At 35.6% G+C, this 18,657-nt stretch carries 18 protein-coding genes and 1 pseudogene; all 19 read left to right on the top strand.

What is annotated here, in order from left to right; translation table 11 throughout:
- Positions 1–323: pseudogene (locus BLO51_RS27150) on the top strand (IS1634 family transposase); the annotation flags it as partial.
- A gap of 354 nt (positions 324–677) precedes the next feature.
- Positions 678–2,723, top strand: coding sequence for a hypothetical protein (locus tag BLO51_RS30635; protein ID WP_090677007.1), 2,046 nt, complete (start codon positions 678–680; stop codon positions 2,721–2,723).
- Positions 2,713–3,402: an HAD family hydrolase gene (locus BLO51_RS27140; RefSeq protein WP_090677006.1), complete on the top strand. Its 690-nt coding sequence runs from the start codon at positions 2,713–2,715 to the stop codon at positions 3,400–3,402. The genes BLO51_RS30635 and BLO51_RS27140 overlap by 11 nt, the downstream gene beginning before the upstream one ends.
- On the top strand, positions 3,399–4,478 hold the full coding sequence (locus BLO51_RS27135; RefSeq protein WP_090677003.1) for a class II aldolase/adducin family protein: 1,080 nt from the start codon (positions 3,399–3,401) through the stop codon (positions 4,476–4,478). The genes BLO51_RS27140 and BLO51_RS27135 overlap by 4 nt, the downstream gene beginning before the upstream one ends.
- A 12-nt stretch (positions 4,479–4,490) precedes the next feature.
- The gene (locus BLO51_RS27130; RefSeq protein ID WP_217266798.1) at positions 4,491–6,137 is read left to right on the top strand and encodes an NTP transferase domain-containing protein; all 1,647 of its coding nucleotides are present in this window, start codon (positions 4,491–4,493) and stop codon (positions 6,135–6,137) included.
- Positions 6,130–6,540: a GtrA family protein gene (locus BLO51_RS27125; RefSeq protein ID WP_090677001.1), complete on the top strand. Its 411-nt coding sequence runs from the start codon at positions 6,130–6,132 to the stop codon at positions 6,538–6,540. The genes BLO51_RS27130 and BLO51_RS27125 overlap by 8 nt, the downstream gene beginning before the upstream one ends.
- The gene (locus BLO51_RS27120; protein ID WP_090676999.1) at positions 6,500–7,225 is read left to right on the top strand and encodes a glycosyltransferase family 2 protein; all 726 of its coding nucleotides are present in this window, start codon (positions 6,500–6,502) and stop codon (positions 7,223–7,225) included. The genes BLO51_RS27125 and BLO51_RS27120 overlap by 41 nt, the downstream gene beginning before the upstream one ends.
- Positions 7,206–7,793 carry a phosphatidylinositol-specific phospholipase C/glycerophosphodiester phosphodiesterase family protein gene (locus BLO51_RS27115; protein WP_090676996.1) on the top strand — a complete coding sequence of 196 codons (588 nt, stop codon included), beginning with the start codon at positions 7,206–7,208 and terminating at the stop codon, positions 7,791–7,793. The genes BLO51_RS27120 and BLO51_RS27115 overlap by 20 nt, the downstream gene beginning before the upstream one ends.
- A 123-nt stretch (positions 7,794–7,916) precedes the next feature.
- On the top strand, positions 7,917–8,657 hold the full coding sequence (locus BLO51_RS27110) for a sugar phosphate nucleotidyltransferase (protein WP_090676993.1): 741 nt from the start codon (positions 7,917–7,919) through the stop codon (positions 8,655–8,657).
- A 13-nt stretch (positions 8,658–8,670) separates the two neighbouring features.
- Positions 8,671–9,234: a dTDP-4-dehydrorhamnose 3,5-epimerase gene (rfbC, locus tag BLO51_RS27105; RefSeq protein ID WP_425415839.1), complete on the top strand. Its 564-nt coding sequence runs from the start codon at positions 8,671–8,673 to the stop codon at positions 9,232–9,234.
- An 11-nt stretch (positions 9,235–9,245) separates the two neighbouring features.
- Positions 9,246–10,253, top strand: a complete 1,008-nt coding sequence (gene rfbB / locus BLO51_RS27100; protein WP_090676991.1) for a dTDP-glucose 4,6-dehydratase — start codon at positions 9,246–9,248, stop codon at positions 10,251–10,253.
- A gap of 13 nt (positions 10,254–10,266) precedes the next feature.
- Positions 10,267–11,121, top strand: a complete 855-nt coding sequence (rfbD, locus tag BLO51_RS27095) for a dTDP-4-dehydrorhamnose reductase (protein ID WP_090676989.1) — start codon at positions 10,267–10,269, stop codon at positions 11,119–11,121.
- Between the two features lie 157 nt (positions 11,122–11,278).
- The gene (locus tag BLO51_RS27090; RefSeq protein ID WP_090676987.1) at positions 11,279–12,871 is read left to right on the top strand and encodes a glycoside hydrolase family protein; all 1,593 of its coding nucleotides are present in this window, start codon (positions 11,279–11,281) and stop codon (positions 12,869–12,871) included.
- 171 nt (positions 12,872–13,042) lie between these two features.
- Positions 13,043–14,311: a sulfotransferase family protein gene (locus BLO51_RS27085; protein WP_090676984.1), complete on the top strand. Its 1,269-nt coding sequence runs from the start codon at positions 13,043–13,045 to the stop codon at positions 14,309–14,311.
- Between the two features lie 161 nt (positions 14,312–14,472).
- A complete protein-coding gene (locus BLO51_RS27080; protein WP_090676982.1) occupies positions 14,473–15,237 on the top strand; it encodes a sulfite exporter TauE/SafE family protein in 765 nt (254 codons plus the stop codon).
- A gap of 115 nt (positions 15,238–15,352) precedes the next feature.
- A complete protein-coding gene (locus BLO51_RS27075) occupies positions 15,353–16,219 on the top strand; it encodes a glycosyltransferase family 2 protein (protein ID WP_090676981.1) in 867 nt (288 codons plus the stop codon).
- A gap of 5 nt (positions 16,220–16,224) precedes the next feature.
- Positions 16,225–17,631: an undecaprenyl-phosphate glucose phosphotransferase gene (locus BLO51_RS27070; protein ID WP_090676979.1), complete on the top strand. Its 1,407-nt coding sequence runs from the start codon at positions 16,225–16,227 to the stop codon at positions 17,629–17,631.
- A gap of 95 nt (positions 17,632–17,726) precedes the next feature.
- Positions 17,727–18,329, top strand: a complete 603-nt coding sequence (gene cysC, locus BLO51_RS27065; protein WP_090676978.1) for an adenylyl-sulfate kinase — start codon at positions 17,727–17,729, stop codon at positions 18,327–18,329.
- A 115-nt stretch (positions 18,330–18,444) separates the two neighbouring features.
- Positions 18,445–18,657 (top strand): DUF6444 domain-containing protein (locus tag BLO51_RS27060; protein ID WP_245719850.1); only part of this gene is annotated, 213 nt, incomplete at its 3' end.

Raw genomic sequence — 18,657 nt, 5'->3', positions numbered from 1 at the left:
TGTACCGAAGCAAGGACATCGTAGAGAAGGCATTTGGCAATCTCAAAGAGCGGCTGAATTTCCGGCGAATGCACGTTTCTTCGGAAACTTCACTCAATGGCAAGCTATTTGTCGAATTTATTGCCCTTATTTACCTTTCCTACGTCAAGAAATGCATGCAAGATGCTGGACTCTTTGAATCCTGGACGATGCAGGGGCTGCTCGATGAATTGGACACCATAGAGCGATTTGAAGCGCCTGGACACGGCCGGATCTTGGGCGAAGTGACACAAAAACAGGCTGACTTGTATCGAGCGCTCGGGGTAGCTCCTCCCTCGTTATAAATTCCGGGAACTTAGGTTAAAAGTCAAAAGCCAATTTAATAAAAAAATATAGTTCGGGTTATGATAAGTTAATAATCATAATCTGAACTATATTTAATAATCTAATAGGATCGTAGCTGTTTTTCAGGAGTTCTGTTAGTTTGCTTGGATTAAAAAAATTTATTTCTGGAACTTCTCGAAGGAGCGACATGAAATAGTAATCTCAAGTTGTCTTGCTAAGAGAAGATTTTTTTTTAATAACATGGTATAATATATTGTCGTTATAAATAAAAGTATGTGGTACTTTGAAACATGAGTAGGCAAGTGGGTCTTAATCCAATAAAGAAATATTTTTAGAAAGGTGTCTAGTAATCAATGCCCAAAAAGCTTCTTTACAATAATTTCTTCACTGGCATTATTGTAGTAAAAGTTATTATAATGACTTTATTTTCTTCCGCTTACCAAGATGATTTATTTATACCTTTCGTAAATCATTTTATAAGCAATCTTGATAATCCATGGCAATATTACTGGGAACAAGGCCTCCCAAATTCTTTTCCTTATCCTCCCCTAATGTTATATATATTAAGTTTTTTTGGTTGTCTGGCGAAATTAATTAATGGCTACAGTTTTCAAAATTTCTTTTTTAAGTTACCAATGTTACTGGCAGATGTCTTAATCTATTTTACACTTTTGAAGTTGTTTCCTAGCCGAAAAAAAGAAATACTTATCTTCTATTTCGCTTCACCCTTTGTTTTTTATGCTGCATATATTCACTCGCAACTTGATTTAATACCTACAGCTTTATTGTTTTTCTCCATTTATTTACTAGTGAATGACAAGGGCAAACTTTCCAGTTTAGTCTTCGGCCTAGCACTCAGCATCAAGTTCCCTGTTATAGCGGCCCTTCCATTATTGCTCTTGTTTCTTTTTAAAAATAAAAAACAGCTCTTTTTTTATTTATTGATGCCTTTCGGTATATACTTGTTCTTCTCACTTCCGTTCATAACTTCACTGGGTTACATTAATCTGGTTCTACTTAATACAGAACAAAAACAAGTGTTTGATATGTTTTTCGGATTTCAGGGTATTAAGATTTACTTTGCTCCCTTAGCGATACTTTTAATATACGCCAGATTTATGGGATATCCTAAAATTAATAATGACCTGTTGTTTAGTTCCATGGGTCTGCTATTCTCTGTATTTATTCTTTTGGTCCCACCTATGCCGGCTTGGTATTTGTGGGTGATTCCTTTTGTTTCGATTTATTTTATAAACTATTATTCCACTAATGCAAGAACAACTATTTTACTAAATTCGTTGCTAGCGATAACGTATATAATTTATTTTATAGTATTTCATAATTCCAGCCTTGTTGATATTAAATTTTTGAATAATCCCATCGAAACAAAAATAAATATCTCTCATTTCAAAAATCTTTCTTTTACTTTATTGGAGGGTAGTTTACTGTCCGTTATTTATTTCTTATACCGCTTTGGTATTAGAAGTAACTCAGTTTATAAGAAACAGAGTTCATCTTTTATTATAGGTGTCGGCGGGGATAGTGGGGCTGGTAAAAGTACATTGCTTTCCGACGTTACAAATTTGTTAGCTAGTAAGTCTGTGTTACATATAGAAGGAGACGGCGATCATAAATGGGAGAGAGGTAACGAAAACTGGAAAGTGTTTACCCATTTAAACCCTAGGGCTAATTATCTCCATCGACAATCAGACGACTTACTTGCACTTAAAAAGGGCGAGTCAATTGAAAGAGTGGAATATGATCATGATACTGGGAAGTTTACAAACCCACAAAAAGTAAAATCAAGTGACTATATTATTATGGCAGGTCTCCATCCATTTTATTTGCCTAAAATGAGAAAATTAATTGATTTGAAAATATATCTAGAGACTGACGAATCTTTACGTCGTCATTGGAAGGTACTGCGTGATACGAAAAAAAGAGGGTACTCAGTAGAAAAAGTTTTGGAACAAATAGAAACAAGAATGCCTGATGCACAGAAGTATATCTGGCCTCAGAGAAAATTTTCGGATTTGGTGATAAGTTATTTTACAGATGATGATTTTGAGATTGGTAACCCTAATCACAATCCAAAAATAAAGTTAAAGTTAACTGTTGACTCGAATGTCGATTTGGAGCCACTTATTTATCTTTTAGAACGTGCAGATCTTATAATTGAACACGACTATTCAGAAGATTTAAATATGCACTATATCATTATTGATGAAAATCGTCCCTCTATTAATTTTAAATTGATGGCAGATCAGTTAATAAAAAATAAAGAAGAAATTATTCATAGCGACTCCAAATGGTCAACCGGGTTCCATGGGCTAGTGCAGTTAGTCGTGCTGATAATGATAAGCGAAAAAATGAAGGAGATTGTGGACTATGAAGTATAAAGGGTATCTCCTGGATATTGATAACACCTTGTATGAGTATGATAGGACGCACAGTATAGCTATTGACCATGTGCTTACTTATTTTTCTCAAGAATTAAGTATTGAGAAAAGCAATCTTAATGAAGGTTACCGAGAGGCAAGAAGTCAAATTCATCATGAACTTAGTGAAACCGCGGCTTCGCACAATCGCTTACTATACTTCCAAAGAATGTTTGAGATCCTTGAAATAAACAGTGCGAATTATTCACTTAAAGCATATCAGCTATACTGGGAAATTTTTATTCAGAACATAGTTCCTTTCGATGGTGTTTATGATTTCTTGGAATCAATTAAAAATTATAAAATATGCTTTGTAACTGATTTAACGGCAGATGTACAGTTCAAAAAAATTGAGAAAATGAATTTACAGCAGTACTGTGATTATGTGGTGACAAGTGAAGAGGCAGGAAGAGAGAAACCGCATCCGTACATGTTTTTGCTTGCATTGCAAAAAATGAAACTAACATCATCAGATGTTTGTATGATTGGTGATAGTTTTAATAAGGATATAGTTGGAGCTAGTAATTTAGGTATTGATTCATATTGGTTAAACAATGCTAGTAAAGCAGAAGATACAAGCCATGGGCATATTACAGAAATAAAAAATTTTAATGAACTGATGAGGTATGTTAAAAAATGATTAGTGAAATTAAAAAGTTTGTAAAGATGTCTAAATATGCAGGTGAGAGATTTGACTTAATACAGGCTGGAGGCGGCAATACTTCGTTAAAATTAAATGATGGGACTATGTTAATAAAAGCATCGGGTTATCTCCTTTCAGATGTTGAGTTGGATAGAGGTTACGTTAAAGTAGAAACTCAAATGGTGAATGAAATTATAATAAATAAAAATCTTATATCCTTAAATACAAAAAAAGAACGTGAAAAATTTGCAGCGGAATTACTCAAAGAAACGATTGTTGAGTCAAATGTAAGGCCTTCTATCGAAACTTTTTTGCATTCATTGTTATATAAATATACACTTCATACACATCCTATTTCAGTAAATGTGTTGGCTTGTCAAGAACAATGGGAAAAAGTTCTCAAGAGTATGTTCGGTGATGCGTTATTTGTTAAATATCAAACTCCAGGAATTGAATTAGCCTTGGAGATGAAAAATAGATTAGATATCTATATCGAGAAATATAATAAATTGCCTAAAATTATTTTTTTACAAAATCATGGACTTATTGTTAGTTCCGATGATTATGAAGAAATAGCTTTGGTCACGGATGAAATCGTTGATAACATTGAAAAATATTTAAATATGGATTTGAAAAGTTATAAATTAACAAATAAAATTTCAAGTTTAATCAATTCCATCAATACCACGGATAATATAGCTTATTTATCGTGTGATCATGATTTGAAAAAATTAATTAGTACAAATCAGGACTTACTTAATAAGAGCCCTTTTTGCCCCGATGGTTTTGTTTTTTGTGGTGTAAAACCCGTTATTATAAACAATATAAATGATGTGGAAAGTATAAAAACTTATATCAATGAATACTATGAGCTTCCCAAAATAGTAGTTTATCAAAATGATGTATTTGTTATAGCCAATAATGTTAAAAAAGCAAAAGAAATAGAAGAAGTCTATAAGTTTCATTTGATGACCTTGAATACTGCAGGAAATCGATTCGTTAATTATCTTTCTAGGGAAGAAATGGATTATCTGGGTAATTGGGATTCTGAAAAATATAGACAAAAATTATAAGGAGATGTAATCATGCAAATTATTATACCTATGTCAGGAATAGGAAAAAGATTTATTGATGCTGGTTATAAAGATCCTAAACCTTTAATTAAGGTTGATGGTATGCCGATTATTGAACACGTAATTAATATGTTTCCGGGGGAAGAAAATTTCACTTTTATTTGTAATAAGGAACATCTCGAGACAACTGAAATGCGTAATATTCTAAAGCGAATAGCTCCAAAAGGATCGATTATTGAAATCCCTCCTCATAAAAAAGGTCCTGTATTTGCAGTGGATTATATATCAGATAGAATTAATGATGATGATGAGGTCATTGTTAACTACTGCGATTTCTCTTGTTATTGGAATTATCAAGATTTCCTTGAACATACAAGAAAAAGAAATGCAGATGGTGCGATACCAGCTTATAAAGGGTATCACCCTCATATGCTTGGAACTACAAATTATGCATTTATGCGAGATAAAGAGCAATGGATGCTAGAAATAAAAGAAAAAGAACCTTTTACAGATAATCGTATGAATGAATATGCGTCTTCAGGAACATATTATTTCAAAAAAGGTTCTTATGTAAAAAAATATTTTAAAGAATTAATGGACAAAGATATCAATTTAAATGGCGAATTTTATGTAAGTCTGGTTTATAATTTTTTGAGGAATGATAATTTAAATGTTTCTATTTATGAAATTCAACATATGCTTCAATGGGGGACTCCACAAGATCTGCGGGAATATGAATCGTGGTCAAGTTATTTTAAGCAAGCCATTGAAGTAAAAAAAGAGTGGGCTCCTGAGCAAAACAGCACTATTTTAATACCACTTGCTGGTGCAGGAAGCCGCTTTGTTAAGGGAAATTACAAGGATCCCAAGCCACTTATCCCTGTATCTGGAAAGGCTATGATAATTCAAGCTACGGAAGGATTGCCAGCGGCAGAAAATCATGTATTTGTTTGCTTAAAAGAGCATCTTGGGAAATATCCATTGGCAGAGGAATTGAAGCGAGAGTACTCTGATGCCAAAATAGTAAGTATTGACCAAATCACAGAAGGACAGGCTTGTACATGTGAGTTGGGATTACAAGATATTGATTTGGAGGCGCCGCTACTAATCGGAGCATGCGATAACGGTATGGTTTGGGATGCTGATAAATATGCTGCTCTTATAAATGATACAGAAGTTGATGCTATAGTTTTTAGCTTTAGGCATCATGTTTCCAGCCAAACAAATCCACAAATGTATGGCTGGATTAAAAAGGACGAGAATGATTTTGCAGAAAAAGTTTCTGTTAAAGTACCAATCAGTGACGATCCATTCAATGATCATGCTATTGTAGGAACGTTTTATTTTAAAAAAGCAAAATATTTCTTAGCTGCAGTGAAAAATTTGTATGAGAAAAACATACGCGTCAACGGGGAGTTTTATGTAGACAGTTGTCTTAATGAAGTAATTGCTAATGGACAGAAAGTAAAAGTGTTTGAACTCGAACATTATGTATGTTGGGGAACCCCTAATGATTTAAGAACGTTTGAATACTGGCAAAGTTTCTTCAATAAATGGCCGTGGCATCCTTATTCAATTAAGAATGATCGGAATGTCAATAAGGCTAAGACACAGAGCTTAGTGAATAAAGCCTTTGATTTTAAGCAGAGTCATGAATGATACAAAGAAACAGCTAGTGCGTTTTGCGGTCACAGGATTTTCGGCTGTTGCCATTGATTCCTTAAGTTATTTTGTGTTGATTCAGTATGTTAATCTTTCTATTTCAAAAGCAGTTTCATTTATTATTGGAACAATTTTTGCTTTTATATTGAATAAATTTTGGACTTTTGAAAAGAAGGCATTGATATGGTCGGAAGGAATAAAGTTTTTTGCATTGTATTCTATTACACTTACAGTGAATGTAGTTGTAAATAAACTTTTTTTACTGCTTTTTCCCGGTTGGTTTATTTTGGCGTTTCTTTTTGCTACGGGTGCGAGTACGGTTTTGAATTTTATTGGCCAGAAATGGTGGGTGTTTAAAAATGAAAGTAAAGCTCAGCGTGGTAGTTCCTTGTTTCAATGAGGAGAAAAATATCCCGCTAATTTTTTCCAAATTTGATGAGGTTATTAAGAGGGATGATATTGAGGTGATTCTCGTCAATAATGGCTCTAAGGATAATTCCGAAGCCATATTAAATGAGCTATTGCCGAAATATCATTTTGCAAGAACGGTAAAGGTAGAAGTGAATCAAGGATATGGCTTTGGCATACTAACTGGATTGCAATACGCCAAAGGAGAGTTTTTAGGCTGGACGCACGCCGATATGCAAACGGATCCTCATGATGTCGTGAAGGCCCTGGAAATTTTAGAGACCAGCCCAAGTCCGCATAAGACTTATGTTAAAGGTGAACGGAAAAATCGACCTAGATTTGATCAATTTTTCACCTCGGGAATGAGTTTGTTCGAAAGTCTTTACTTAGGAGAAAGACTATATGATATAAATGCTCAACCCAACATATTTCATCAAAGCTTCTTTCAGTCTTGGGTTAACCCCCCACATGACTTCTCATTAGACTTATATGCGCTATATATGGCCAGGAGAAATAAATTGAACGTTATTAGATTTGATGTTGTTTTTCCGGAAAGAATACACGGGCAATCGAGCTGGAATACAGGGCTCTCCGCCAAATGGAAATTTATTAAAAGAACGATTCATTTTAGTAAAAAACTCAAAGGAGAGCTGAAAAGTGGAGTTCATAGCTCATAGAGTTAATACTATCGAAGAATTAGTTAAAACCCCGTCGCATTATGGTCTTGAAATAGATTTGAGAGATTATGCCGGAAGATTAATTGTCCAACATGATCCATTTGTAGATGGCGTGGATTTTGAAGAGTATCTAAAGCATTACAATCATAAGACACTTATTTTAAATATTAAAAGTGAACGGATTGAACATAAAGTTTTAGAATTAGTAAGAAAATATAATGTTACTGACTATTTCTTTCTGGATTCTTCTTTTCCTATGATTTACTTGCTTTCTAACCTTGGGGAGAAGAAGATAGCTTTAAGATATTCGGAATTTGAAGGTCTGGACACAATCTTAAATATGCAGGGTAAAGTTGAATGGGTCTGGGTGGATTGTTTCACAAAATTGCCTATTACTTCTGAGACTTATAAGATGATGAAAGAAGCAGGTTTTAAGCTTTGTCTTGTGTCTCCTGAACTTCAAGGCAAGCCTGAGTTGATTAACGAATATAGAGAGTTTTTATTAAATGAAAAAATTACATTCGATGCTATATGTACAAAATTATATAATATAGATAGATGGAAATGATTTTTTGAAAGACTAGAATCTTAAATTCTAGTCTTTTTCTTAGAAAACAAAGCATTGCTAATAGAAGATCATTTTATGATACAATGGAATGTATAAAAAGAGATATTCTTTGGAGGTAAACCAATGAAAGGTATTATATTGGCAGGCGGTACGGGTTCCAGACTTTACCCATTAACGAAAGTAACCAATAAACATCTTTTGCCTGTAGGTAAATATCCTATGATTTATCATTCAATTTATAAATTAATTCAAGCAGGTATTCATGAAATCCTAATCGTAACTGGCCGTGATCATATGGGCGATGTTGTTAATCTTTTAGGCAGTGGGCATGAATTTGGTGTAACCTTTACTTATAAAGTACAGGACCAAGCAGGAGGGATTGCTCAAGCTCTAGGATTGGCAAAAAATTTCGTGGGACTTGATTCCATGGTGGTTATTTTAGGGGATAACGTGTTTGAAGATAACATAGGTCCTTATGTGCAAAATTTCCTTCAGCAAGGACAAGGAGCAAAAATTCTTTTGAAAGAAGTTCATGACCCTGAGCGTTATGGGGTTGCTGAGTTATCAGGTGACAATATAGTTTCTATTGAGGAAAAACCAAAAGCTCCAAAAAGCACATTGGCAGTTACCGGGATATATATGTACGATAATACGGTGTTCGAAGTTGTTAAAACACTAAAGCCTTCTGGCCGCGGAGAACTTGAGATTACTGACGTAAATAATGCTTATATTCAAAAAAATCAGTTAACATATGATGTCCTTCAAGGTTGGTGGACCGATGCAGGTACTCATTCTTCCTTAGCGAGAGCAAGTGAACTTGCAAAGAACCTTGATTTTGGAGATCATTTTGGTCGAAAAAATTAAAATCTCACTAACAATGGAGTTGTTTTCTTTGAAGATATATCCTACAAAATTTGAAGAAGTCAAGTTGATTGAACCTCGTGTATTTGAGGATTCACGTGGCTTTTTTATGGAAAGCTTCAATGAACAGACTTTTGAAAAATGTGGTATCAAGTACGGTTTTATACAAGATAATCACTCGCTATCTTGTGACGCCGGTGTATTGAGAGGACTTCATTACCAATTGGATCCGAAAGCTCAAACGAAATTAGTAAGGGTTATTTCCGGAGCTATTTTTGATGTTGTTGTCGATATCAGAAAATCCTCTCCTACCTTTGGAGAATGGTATGGTGTTATTTTAAGCGAGTCTAATAAAAGGCAGTTGTTAGTTCCTAAAGGCTTTGCGCACGGTTTTTGTACATTGGTTTCCAATACTCAAGTCATCTATAAAGTAGATGAATATTATTCGCTTGAACATGACCGCGGCATTATGTGGAATGATCCTAATATCGGAATTGAATGGCCAGTGAGTAATCCCCAACTTTCAGCCAAAGATGAAAAGCATCCTTTACTCCAAGATGCTGAGATTAACTTTTTTTAAATGGAGGCATTATGAAAATATTGATTACCGGCGGAGCCGGATTTATAGGCAGCAATTTTGTTATTTATATGGTAAAACAATATCCAAATTATGAATTTATTAATTTGGATGCTCTCACTTATGCGGGTAATTTGGAAAATTTGAAATCAGTACATTCTTTGCCGAACTATCGTTTTATAAAAGGCGATATTACCGATCGTGGTTTAGTAGAGTCTATTGTATCTGACGGAGTTGAAGCAATTATCAATTTCGCCGCGGAATCTCACGTGGATAGAAGTATCACAGAACCTGATATTTTTGTGAAAACAAACGTACTTGGAACACAAGTCTTACTAGATGCTGCAAAGAAATATAATATTAATAAGTTCCTTCAAGTATCCACAGATGAAGTATACGGGACACTAGGAGAGACAGGGTTGTTTACAGAAACTACCCCCTTGACTCCGAATAGCCCTTATTCTTCTAGCAAAGCTGGGGCTGATTTACTTGTCAGGGCTTATCATGAAACGTTTGGGCTGCCGGTTAACATTACTCGTTGTTCTAATAACTATGGTCCATTCCAATTTCCGGAAAAACTAATTCCATTAATGATTATTAATGCACTCAATAATAAGTCTCTCCCAGTATACGGGGACGGCTTAAATGTAAGAGATTGGCTACATGTAGAAGATCATTGCCGCGCTATAGACCTTGTGCTTCATCGAGGAGTCAACGGGGAAGTTTACAATGTAGGCGGAAATAATGAGAGAACAAATATTCAGATTGTCAAAAGAATTTTGTCTGAATTAGGAAAAAGCGACGATTTGATTCAATATGTTAAGGATCGTCCAGGACACGACCGTCGTTATGCCATAGACTCTACCAAAATCACAACTGACTTAGGATGGGCTCCTAAATATAATTTCGAAACAGGTATCAAAGAAACGATACAATGGTATTTGCAAAATCAAGGTTGGTGGGAAAGTATTATTAATGGCGAGTATCAACAATACTATGAGAAACAGTACTCCAAACGATAAGTGGGAGAACAAAATGAAAATTTTTGTTACAGGTGCTTCAGGGCAATTGGGGACAGATCTCGTTAGCCTCTTAAAAATAAAAGGGTATGAGGTTTTTGGGACTTCCAGTAAAGAATTGGACATTACAGATATTAACGCTGTAAAATCTCTGATTGCTGAAGACAAGCAACCGAATGTAATTATTCATTCTGCCGCCTATACAAAAGTTGATCAAGCTGAGCAGAATTCGGACGAAGCATATGCTGTTAATGCGTATGGAACTAGAAATGTGGCTATGGCCGCACGTGCATGTGGTGCAAAATTGATTTACATTAGTACAGACTACGTATTTGACGGAACCTCGCAAGTCCCGTATAACGAATTTGCCTCCGTTTCGCCACAAAGTGTGTATGGAAAGTCTAAATTAGCTGGAGAACAATTTGTGCGCGAGTTGGTTCCACAACACTATATTTTAAGAACATCTTGGGTGTTTGGGAAGCACGGTTCAAATTTCGTAAGTACAATGTTAAAATTAGCGGAAGATCGTACTCAACTTAATGTGGTGCACGACCAGTTTGGATCACCTACGTATACGGTAGACTTGGCTGAATTCATTTTACAGCTTCTAGACAAAGAATTATTCGGGACATACCATGTATCGAATACGGGCATATGTTCGTGGTATGAATTTAGCAAAGAGATCTTTTACCAAGCTGGATTACAGCATATAGAGGTTAATCCTGTAACGACATTAGAGTTCCCGCGGCCAGCTCCTCGACCGGCTTATTCTGTTATGGATCATATGGCTATCCGAATAAATTGTCTAAAAGATTTGCGTCATTGGAAGGAAGCACTTTCGGGGTTCTTAATGGAGATAGGTAAAAGATGAAAAGCTCCTTAAGGAGCTTTTCTCTATGATAAGATAAATTATAAAAATTCCTATTTCATATGAGATTTCCATTATTGGGAAAATGATAGACTTAAGAAAAAATTATCGAGAGATATTTTGGATGCATTTGAAAAATTGATTCAGGAGGTCATTAGAATTGAAATTTTTTAAAAGCGGCTTCTATTTAATTGCTTTAGCATTCTTTATTTTAGTTTCGTTCCAAATTGGTGGCTACCTTCAGGATAAAGAAAATAGAACCAAAACTATTTCAGGTAAGACGAACATTGAAGATACTAGCGACAGTCGAAAAAAAACTGCTAGTAACAATTTCACACTTGAAAAATTGAGTCATATTCCTAATAATGCACCATTAAAGATTGAGAAAAAATACGATGCTCCTGTATTGAGTCGAGGAAAATCGGGAGAGTGGGATAGTGTCGATTTATTAAACCCTTCTGTAATAAAAAAAGGCAATACATATTATAACTATTATTCGGGATATGATGGAAATGTATGGAGGACTGGGCTTGCCACCTCAGCAGATGGAATTAACTGGTCGAAATATGATAAGAATCCTGTCCTTGATATTAGTACGGATTCTTGGGATTCTACTTATATTGCAGCAAACGGAGCTGCTATTGAGTTCAATGGAAAAATATTGTATTTATATCACGGGAAACCTAAAGACGGCCCTCCTGCGATAGGTCTAGCGCAATCTGAAGACGGATTTAGTTTTAAAAAACATAATGTTCCTGTCCTTACAGCGGGAGATAAACACTCTTGGGATTCAAATGGTGTAGCTGATCCCTACGTAATAGAGCATAATGGTATGCTTTACATGTATTTTTTAGGTATGGATGAAATGCAAGTTCAAAGACTTGGAATTGCTCGTTCCGAAGATGGAATTAAATGGGAAAAAATAGGAAAGCCGATAATGGATGTTGGGCCCAAAGGATCGTTTGATGAGAACGGATTGGGTGAACCCAGTGTTATTTATTATGCACCATATTTTTATATGTTGTATACAGGAAGAGCGGCCGACGAAAAACGGGACATCGGTGTAGCCATATCGTTGGACGGTGTAAATTGGAAAAAACTCAATTATAATGGATTGTTTAACGATCGAAAAATCGATACTTGGGACGGTTCAGTGATATGCGATACAACTATATTACTAGAAAATGAAAGCGGTTTGTTAAATGTGTGGTATGGTGGTGGCAATAAGCCTGAACCTGCTCAAAATCTTAATGGAGACGTTGGATTATTCAAGATGAATATTAAACAAAATCGTGAAATGAGCTTTTTTGATCCGAATAATTTCTCAACAAAGGATATTAACTCAAAAGATCTTTTAAAAGGATCGTACGAAATAGATGTTGATCAAGAGAAGAAATATGTATGGGTATCAAAAGAGGCGAGTATTTCTTTGCAAAAAACACAAGATAAAAATCACGGTTTGATAATTAAAGGTTATGTTCCTTTTTCCATGCACAAAAAATCAAAAGAAGACTTGGCGTCCTTGGATATCGCCATTTTATTAAATGGGAAAGAACTGCATGTGGAAAAATTCAATGAAGACAGATCATTTGAGATAAATTTAGACGAATCTAAAATTAAAGATGTTACTGGTAAAAGTGATTTTGTAAATATTGAAATTAAATCATCGAATGAGTTTGTACCTGCAAAAGTTGGACAAGGGAATGATAATAGGGGACTATCTTTCATTTTAAATTACGTCGGACTGCATTAAGAAGATTATATAAACCGGTTCATTTGACCGGTTTATATTTTTTACAGATCAATAATTTGTTCCGTGGGTAGCTAGCCCCTTCTATTTGTTTGTGATCTGACAAGTTTGAGTATGATTATAAGTACATTGGTTAAAATATGATTAAAATAATACAACCAGAAGAGGTACAACATGGAAAGTATTAGTCCTGTATTTGTTATTGGCTCCTACCGTTCGGGCACTAGCGTTTTAACCTGGGCTTTAGGCCAGCATCCAAATATCTTACCTTTAGAGGAAACGAATTGGATCTATAGAAGCAGCGTTGATTTTTATAATATGTATGACTTAGGGTCATCTTACGGGGAGTTTAGTCATCTGGGTTCTATTGGTTGGAACCGGGAGAAGTATCTAAACTATTTTGGGACATGTATTCATTCATTTATTGAGGATTCGAGAGCAGATTATATAAAATACAGTTCGGCTCAGCAAAGGTTACCGGAAAATCAGCGATCCCACTTTTCCATTAAGCGAAGAGCAGACGATCCTAAACGGCGTTGGGTAGACGGAACACCCGAAAATTCACATTATGTCTACGGACTATCATTACTTTTTCCCAATGCAAAGTTCATTCACATTTTAAGAAATCCGAAAAAAGTAGCAAGATCATTAATGAACTTTTCTACGATGGGGCAGCATGATTATCCTGAGGAACAAGCTTATTTTACATGGAAAAGACTTGTCAGCGATTGCGTCTTAGCAGAAAAAGCGTTCGGCAATCAAAAAGTGCTTAGAATTTATCAGGAGGATTTAGAGGTAGACCCTAAGGGTACCATAGAACAATGTATGCATTTTCTGGGAGAAGAATTTCATGAAGATTGTCTTCGGCCGCTTCATGCCAAAATTAATAGTTCAACGTATCAAAATGACTTTGATTCATCCATTGAATCAAATTTAAATAGCAAGAAGGATTACGAACGGGGCTGTTTCGAGTTTTACAAAGAGATTTTGGAGCAGTACGAAATTGAACGGGAACCAGACTTGCACATTTTAGAGTTATTGAAAGATAAATTTGAAAATTATTGCCGAAGTCAAAGACCTTCGGAAGTCGATAAAATTATCGAACAAAAGGAAATTAAAATAGCTGAATTAGAATCAAAATTATTACTAATGGGACTACCTGTTATTATTAAAAAATATGGTCCCGAAAATATTCATGCAGGCGAATCCTATAACATTCAACCTGACGGTATGAATGCGATTTGGGTGGAAGGAAATAATATTACCTCAAGTTGCGTTGTATGTATAAATGATATGCCGTTGCTAAGTAGTGTTCATGATCAACATTTGATAACTGCAAAGGTTCCAAATGAGATAACAAAAAACAAAGGAATTTTAAAGCTTAATTTGTTAGATCAAAAAACTGGACGAACATCAAATATTCTTGTAGTTGAAATTCATTAGCATTGAGGGTGTCTCAAATATTTTTGTTCTAAATAAAGAACGAGGATATCTTCTTTTGGGTGATATTGGTCGGCAAGAACTAACCAATTTCCTTGTATAAGTAAAGATGTCCTTTTTGTTTTATAGTAATAAATTCTAAGAATATTATACGAGGGATTCATATGAGTATTGGAATTGCCATATTGGGGCTGCTTGTTGGAGGACTTGTTGGAATTACAGGTGTAGGTGGAGCGGCTCTTCTAACGCCAATACTAATGTTTTTAGGAATTTCCCCCTCAATAGCAGTTGGTTCAGATTTAATGTATAATTCTATTACAAAATTTTTTGGAGCTATTCAACATAGCCGGCAAAAAACGGTTAGATGGGATATTGTAAGACAGCTTGCTCTGGGAAGCATTCCAGGGGCTATTACTGCTGTGATTATTCTACGGTTTTGCCAGCCTATATTTTATGACCAAGAAAAATTTATGAAGGTTTCCTTAGGTTATGTTTTGATATTTACTGCATGCTTAACCTTGTATCAAGCACTTTTTCACCGGAAAGTTAGAGTTTTGGAAGATAAGATTGATGTTAAAACAAAAGTGAGTGTTACCATAATACTTGGATTCGTTCTTGGACTTATTGTGGGATTGACATCAGTAGGTTCCGGATCATTATTTGCCATAGCAATGCTTTTTATGTATCGAATGCTTCCATCACAATTGGTAGGTACCGATATTGTACACGCATTTTTCCTTGTAACGATTTCCGCTTTGCTTCACGCTGGAATTGGATCAGTGAATTTTCTTCTCGTTTTGAACTTAATAATAGGTTCTGTACCCGGAGTAATAATTGGAAGCAAAATTTCAGCTGTGATCCCAACAAAACCTTTAAAAATCACTATGACCTTAATTATATTAATTAGCGGTTTTAAATTATTATCATAAAACAAGATTTCGGTTTGATACCAAATTTTTCATGAATTTACTTTATAGCAGACATATTTTTGAAAAGTTTTTCATGTTATAATAAGGTTACATGTCTTTCTTTATGGAGCTATTTATGGACTTAAGTATAATTATTCTTAATTACAATACGCGAGAACTAACCTTGAATTGTTTAAAGTCTATTTATTTGTCGGAAACCACCTATACGTATGAAGTTATTCTGATCGATAACAACTCTATGGATAACTCCGTAGAGGCGATCCGAGAGGCCTTTCCGAACGTTCATTTGATTTGCAACGATGAAAATGTAGGGTATTCGAAAGCCAACAATCAAGGTATGCGATTAGCTAAAGGGCGATACGTGCTTTTACTAAATTCCGATACAGTAATCCAACCGGATACCTTGCATATCATGATTCAATTCATGGATCGGCATGAGAACATCGGGGCGGCTGGCTGTAAAGTGGTATTACCTGACGGAACTTTAGATAAAGCATGTCGACGGGGGTTTCCTACTCCTTCGGCCTCTTTCTATTATGCCTTCGGTTTCTCGAGGTTATTTCCTGATAACCCCAAGTTTAATCAATATCAGTTAACCCATCTGGACCAAGATAAAGATTATCCGGTCGATTGTTTGGTCGGGGCTTTTATGATGGTACGTAAAGAAGCCATTGATCAAGTGGGGATGCTGGATGAGCAATTTTTTATGTATGGCGAAGATATCGACTGGTGTTATAGAATAAAACAAGGTGGATGGAATATTTATTACTACCCATATACTCAAATCATTCATTATAAAGGTGCTAGCAGCCGTCGCAAGCCCTTTAAGATTATTTACGAATTTCATCGTGCCATGTACTTGTTTCATCAGAAACATTACCGGATGAATTATTCTTTTTTTGTGAATTTTCTAGTATATTCAGGGATCACAGTAAAATTCCTGGCTTCAGTATTATTAAATCGTTTTGGATCAGTGAGGTGAGAAAAATGGTACGCCAGAGTCAGGGATTTTTATCCCAAATATATTCGTTGACTGACTTTATTTGCGTGCAGTTAATTTTCTTATTTTCATGGTGGCTTAAGTTTAAAAGCGGGTGGATCCCGTTTGATTCTCCTCTTCCTTTCCATAATTATGCCTTGTGGAGTTTGATTTACGGCGGGATAGCCATTTTTTTAAGCTATTCTTTCAACTTTTACACGCCAAAGCGCAAGAAAAAGTTCTCTTACGAGCTGCTCACGATCATTCAGGTGTATACAATAAGCTTGTTAATTTTGTTAAGCTTTCTGTTCATTTTTAAAGAGCTTGATATTTCGCGTTCTTTCTTGCTGTTGTTTTTGGTTAATAATATATTGGCTATTAGCTTTTATCGGTATATTCTTAAGATATCTTTGAAGCGGTTGAGGCAGAAAGGGTACAATAAACAATTTGTATTAATTCTAGGTGCAGGTTCAATTGGGAAAAGGTTCTACCGCAATTTATTACAATATCCGGAATTAGGCTATGAAGTAGTTGGTTTTCTGGATGATTTTCAAGACAGTCATGAGGCTGGATTTGAAGCCTATAAGCCCATTATTGGGAGGGTTGACGAGCTAGAGTCCATTCTGGTAAAGACTTTGGTTGACGAAGTGATCATTGCTTTACCATTGGACGCTCACCATAAATTCGGAAAGATTATCAATACATGTGAAAAAGCTGGAGTCAAAACGTTAATTATACCCGATTATTTTGATTATCTTCCTTCCAAGCCGTATTTCGATAATTTTGCGGGCATTCCACTAATCAATGTTAGGGATATTCCACTGGATGAGTTCAGGAATCGCTTTTTCAAACGTGCTTTTGATATCGTGTTTTCTTTAGCTGCCGTTATTATGACATTACCATTATTGATCGTCATCGCAATTGGTGTAAAAATCACCTCACCGGGTCCCATTATTTTTAAACAAGAGCGAGTTGGATTAAACAGACGAAATTTTATGATGTACAAATTTCGGTCTATGAAAGTCCAAACTGAAAAATCTTCCGGCACCCAATGGACAACGGAGAACGATCCGCGTAAAACAAAGTTTGGTACGTTCCTACGAAAAACGAGTTTGGACGAGTTGCCTCAGTTTTTTAATGTATTATTCGGACACATGAGCGTAGTAGGACCCAGGCCGGAGAGGCCTTATTTCGTGGAACAATTCAAAGAGGAAATTCCAAAGTATATGGTAAAGCATCATATTCGTCCTGGAATTACTGGATGGGCTCAATCCAACGGTTTGCGCGGAGATACTTCCATAGAAGACCGTATCAAGTACGATATTTTTTATATTGAAAACTGGAGCTTTTTATTCGACATAAAGATCATTTGGAAAACAATAATAAACGGTTTCATAAATAAAAATGCTTATTGACAAAACCTAACTTAGTTGGGTTTTTTTGTTTGTAAATTTTTTAATAAAAAGACGATATGATTAAGAAATAATAAAATATATTAAAGGTGGATTATATGGGCACTAGTTTTAAGAACATAGTATGGCATCATGGCGTTATTGGTCGTCGCGAGAGGCAAAGAATAAACGGGCACGGAAGTTTTGCTTTATGGTTAACGGGATTATCGGGCTCGGGAAAATCTTCAATTGCTGTGGAATTAGAAAACAGACTATATCATGAAGGAATTCGGACGTATATTTTGGATGGTGACAATATCAGGCACGGTCTTAATAATAATTTGGGTTTTAGTCCTGAGGACCGCAAGGAAAACTTAAGAAGAGTCGGTGAAGTAGCCAAGCTGTTTGTTGATGCGGGAGTCATATCTATAGCAGCCTTTATTTCCCCATATAATGAGGATCGAAGCATGGTACGAAGTATGTTTGCAGCCAACGAGTTTATAGAAATATACGTGAGCTGTTCTTTAGAGCAATGTGAGGTGCGTGATCCGAAAGGACTTTATAAAAGGGCCAGGGCAGGTGAAATTCGCCAATTTACGGGGATATCAGCCCCTTATGAGGTGCCTTTAAGTCCTGAGTTGGTAGTTGAAACAGATAAGTACTCTGTACATGATTGTGTCAATCTTATTATTGGTTATTTGAAACAGAGATGTTTAATATAAATTTTTCGTAACTACTCAGTACCCCAAGTTTAGGGTACTTTTTTTATACTGGATAGGATTTCAAGAACTTTGGTCGAATATATCCCCATAACGACTTTTGGGGAGGGTTTGCGTGATGGTGATGAATCTGAACCCGACGCCAGAGCAAATCTTGAAAATCAGCAAAGGCGATCCAGAGATTGCGGCTTTCATCACCGCTTTGCTCGTGCAAAATCGCCAACAAACCGAACAAATCGCACGGTTGGAAATCCGTGTCAAGGAATTAGAACGCAAACTCGGACAGAATAGCAACAATAGCAGTAAGCCGCCCTCCAGCAACGGGTTCGAC

Source organism: Paenibacillus tianmuensis (genome assembly GCF_900100345.1).
GTDB lineage: Bacteria > Bacillota > Bacilli > Paenibacillales > NBRC-103111 > Paenibacillus_G > Paenibacillus_G tianmuensis.
The sequence above is the reverse complement of the archived record's forward strand: the minus strand, read 5'-3'. Positions and strand labels throughout refer to the sequence as shown.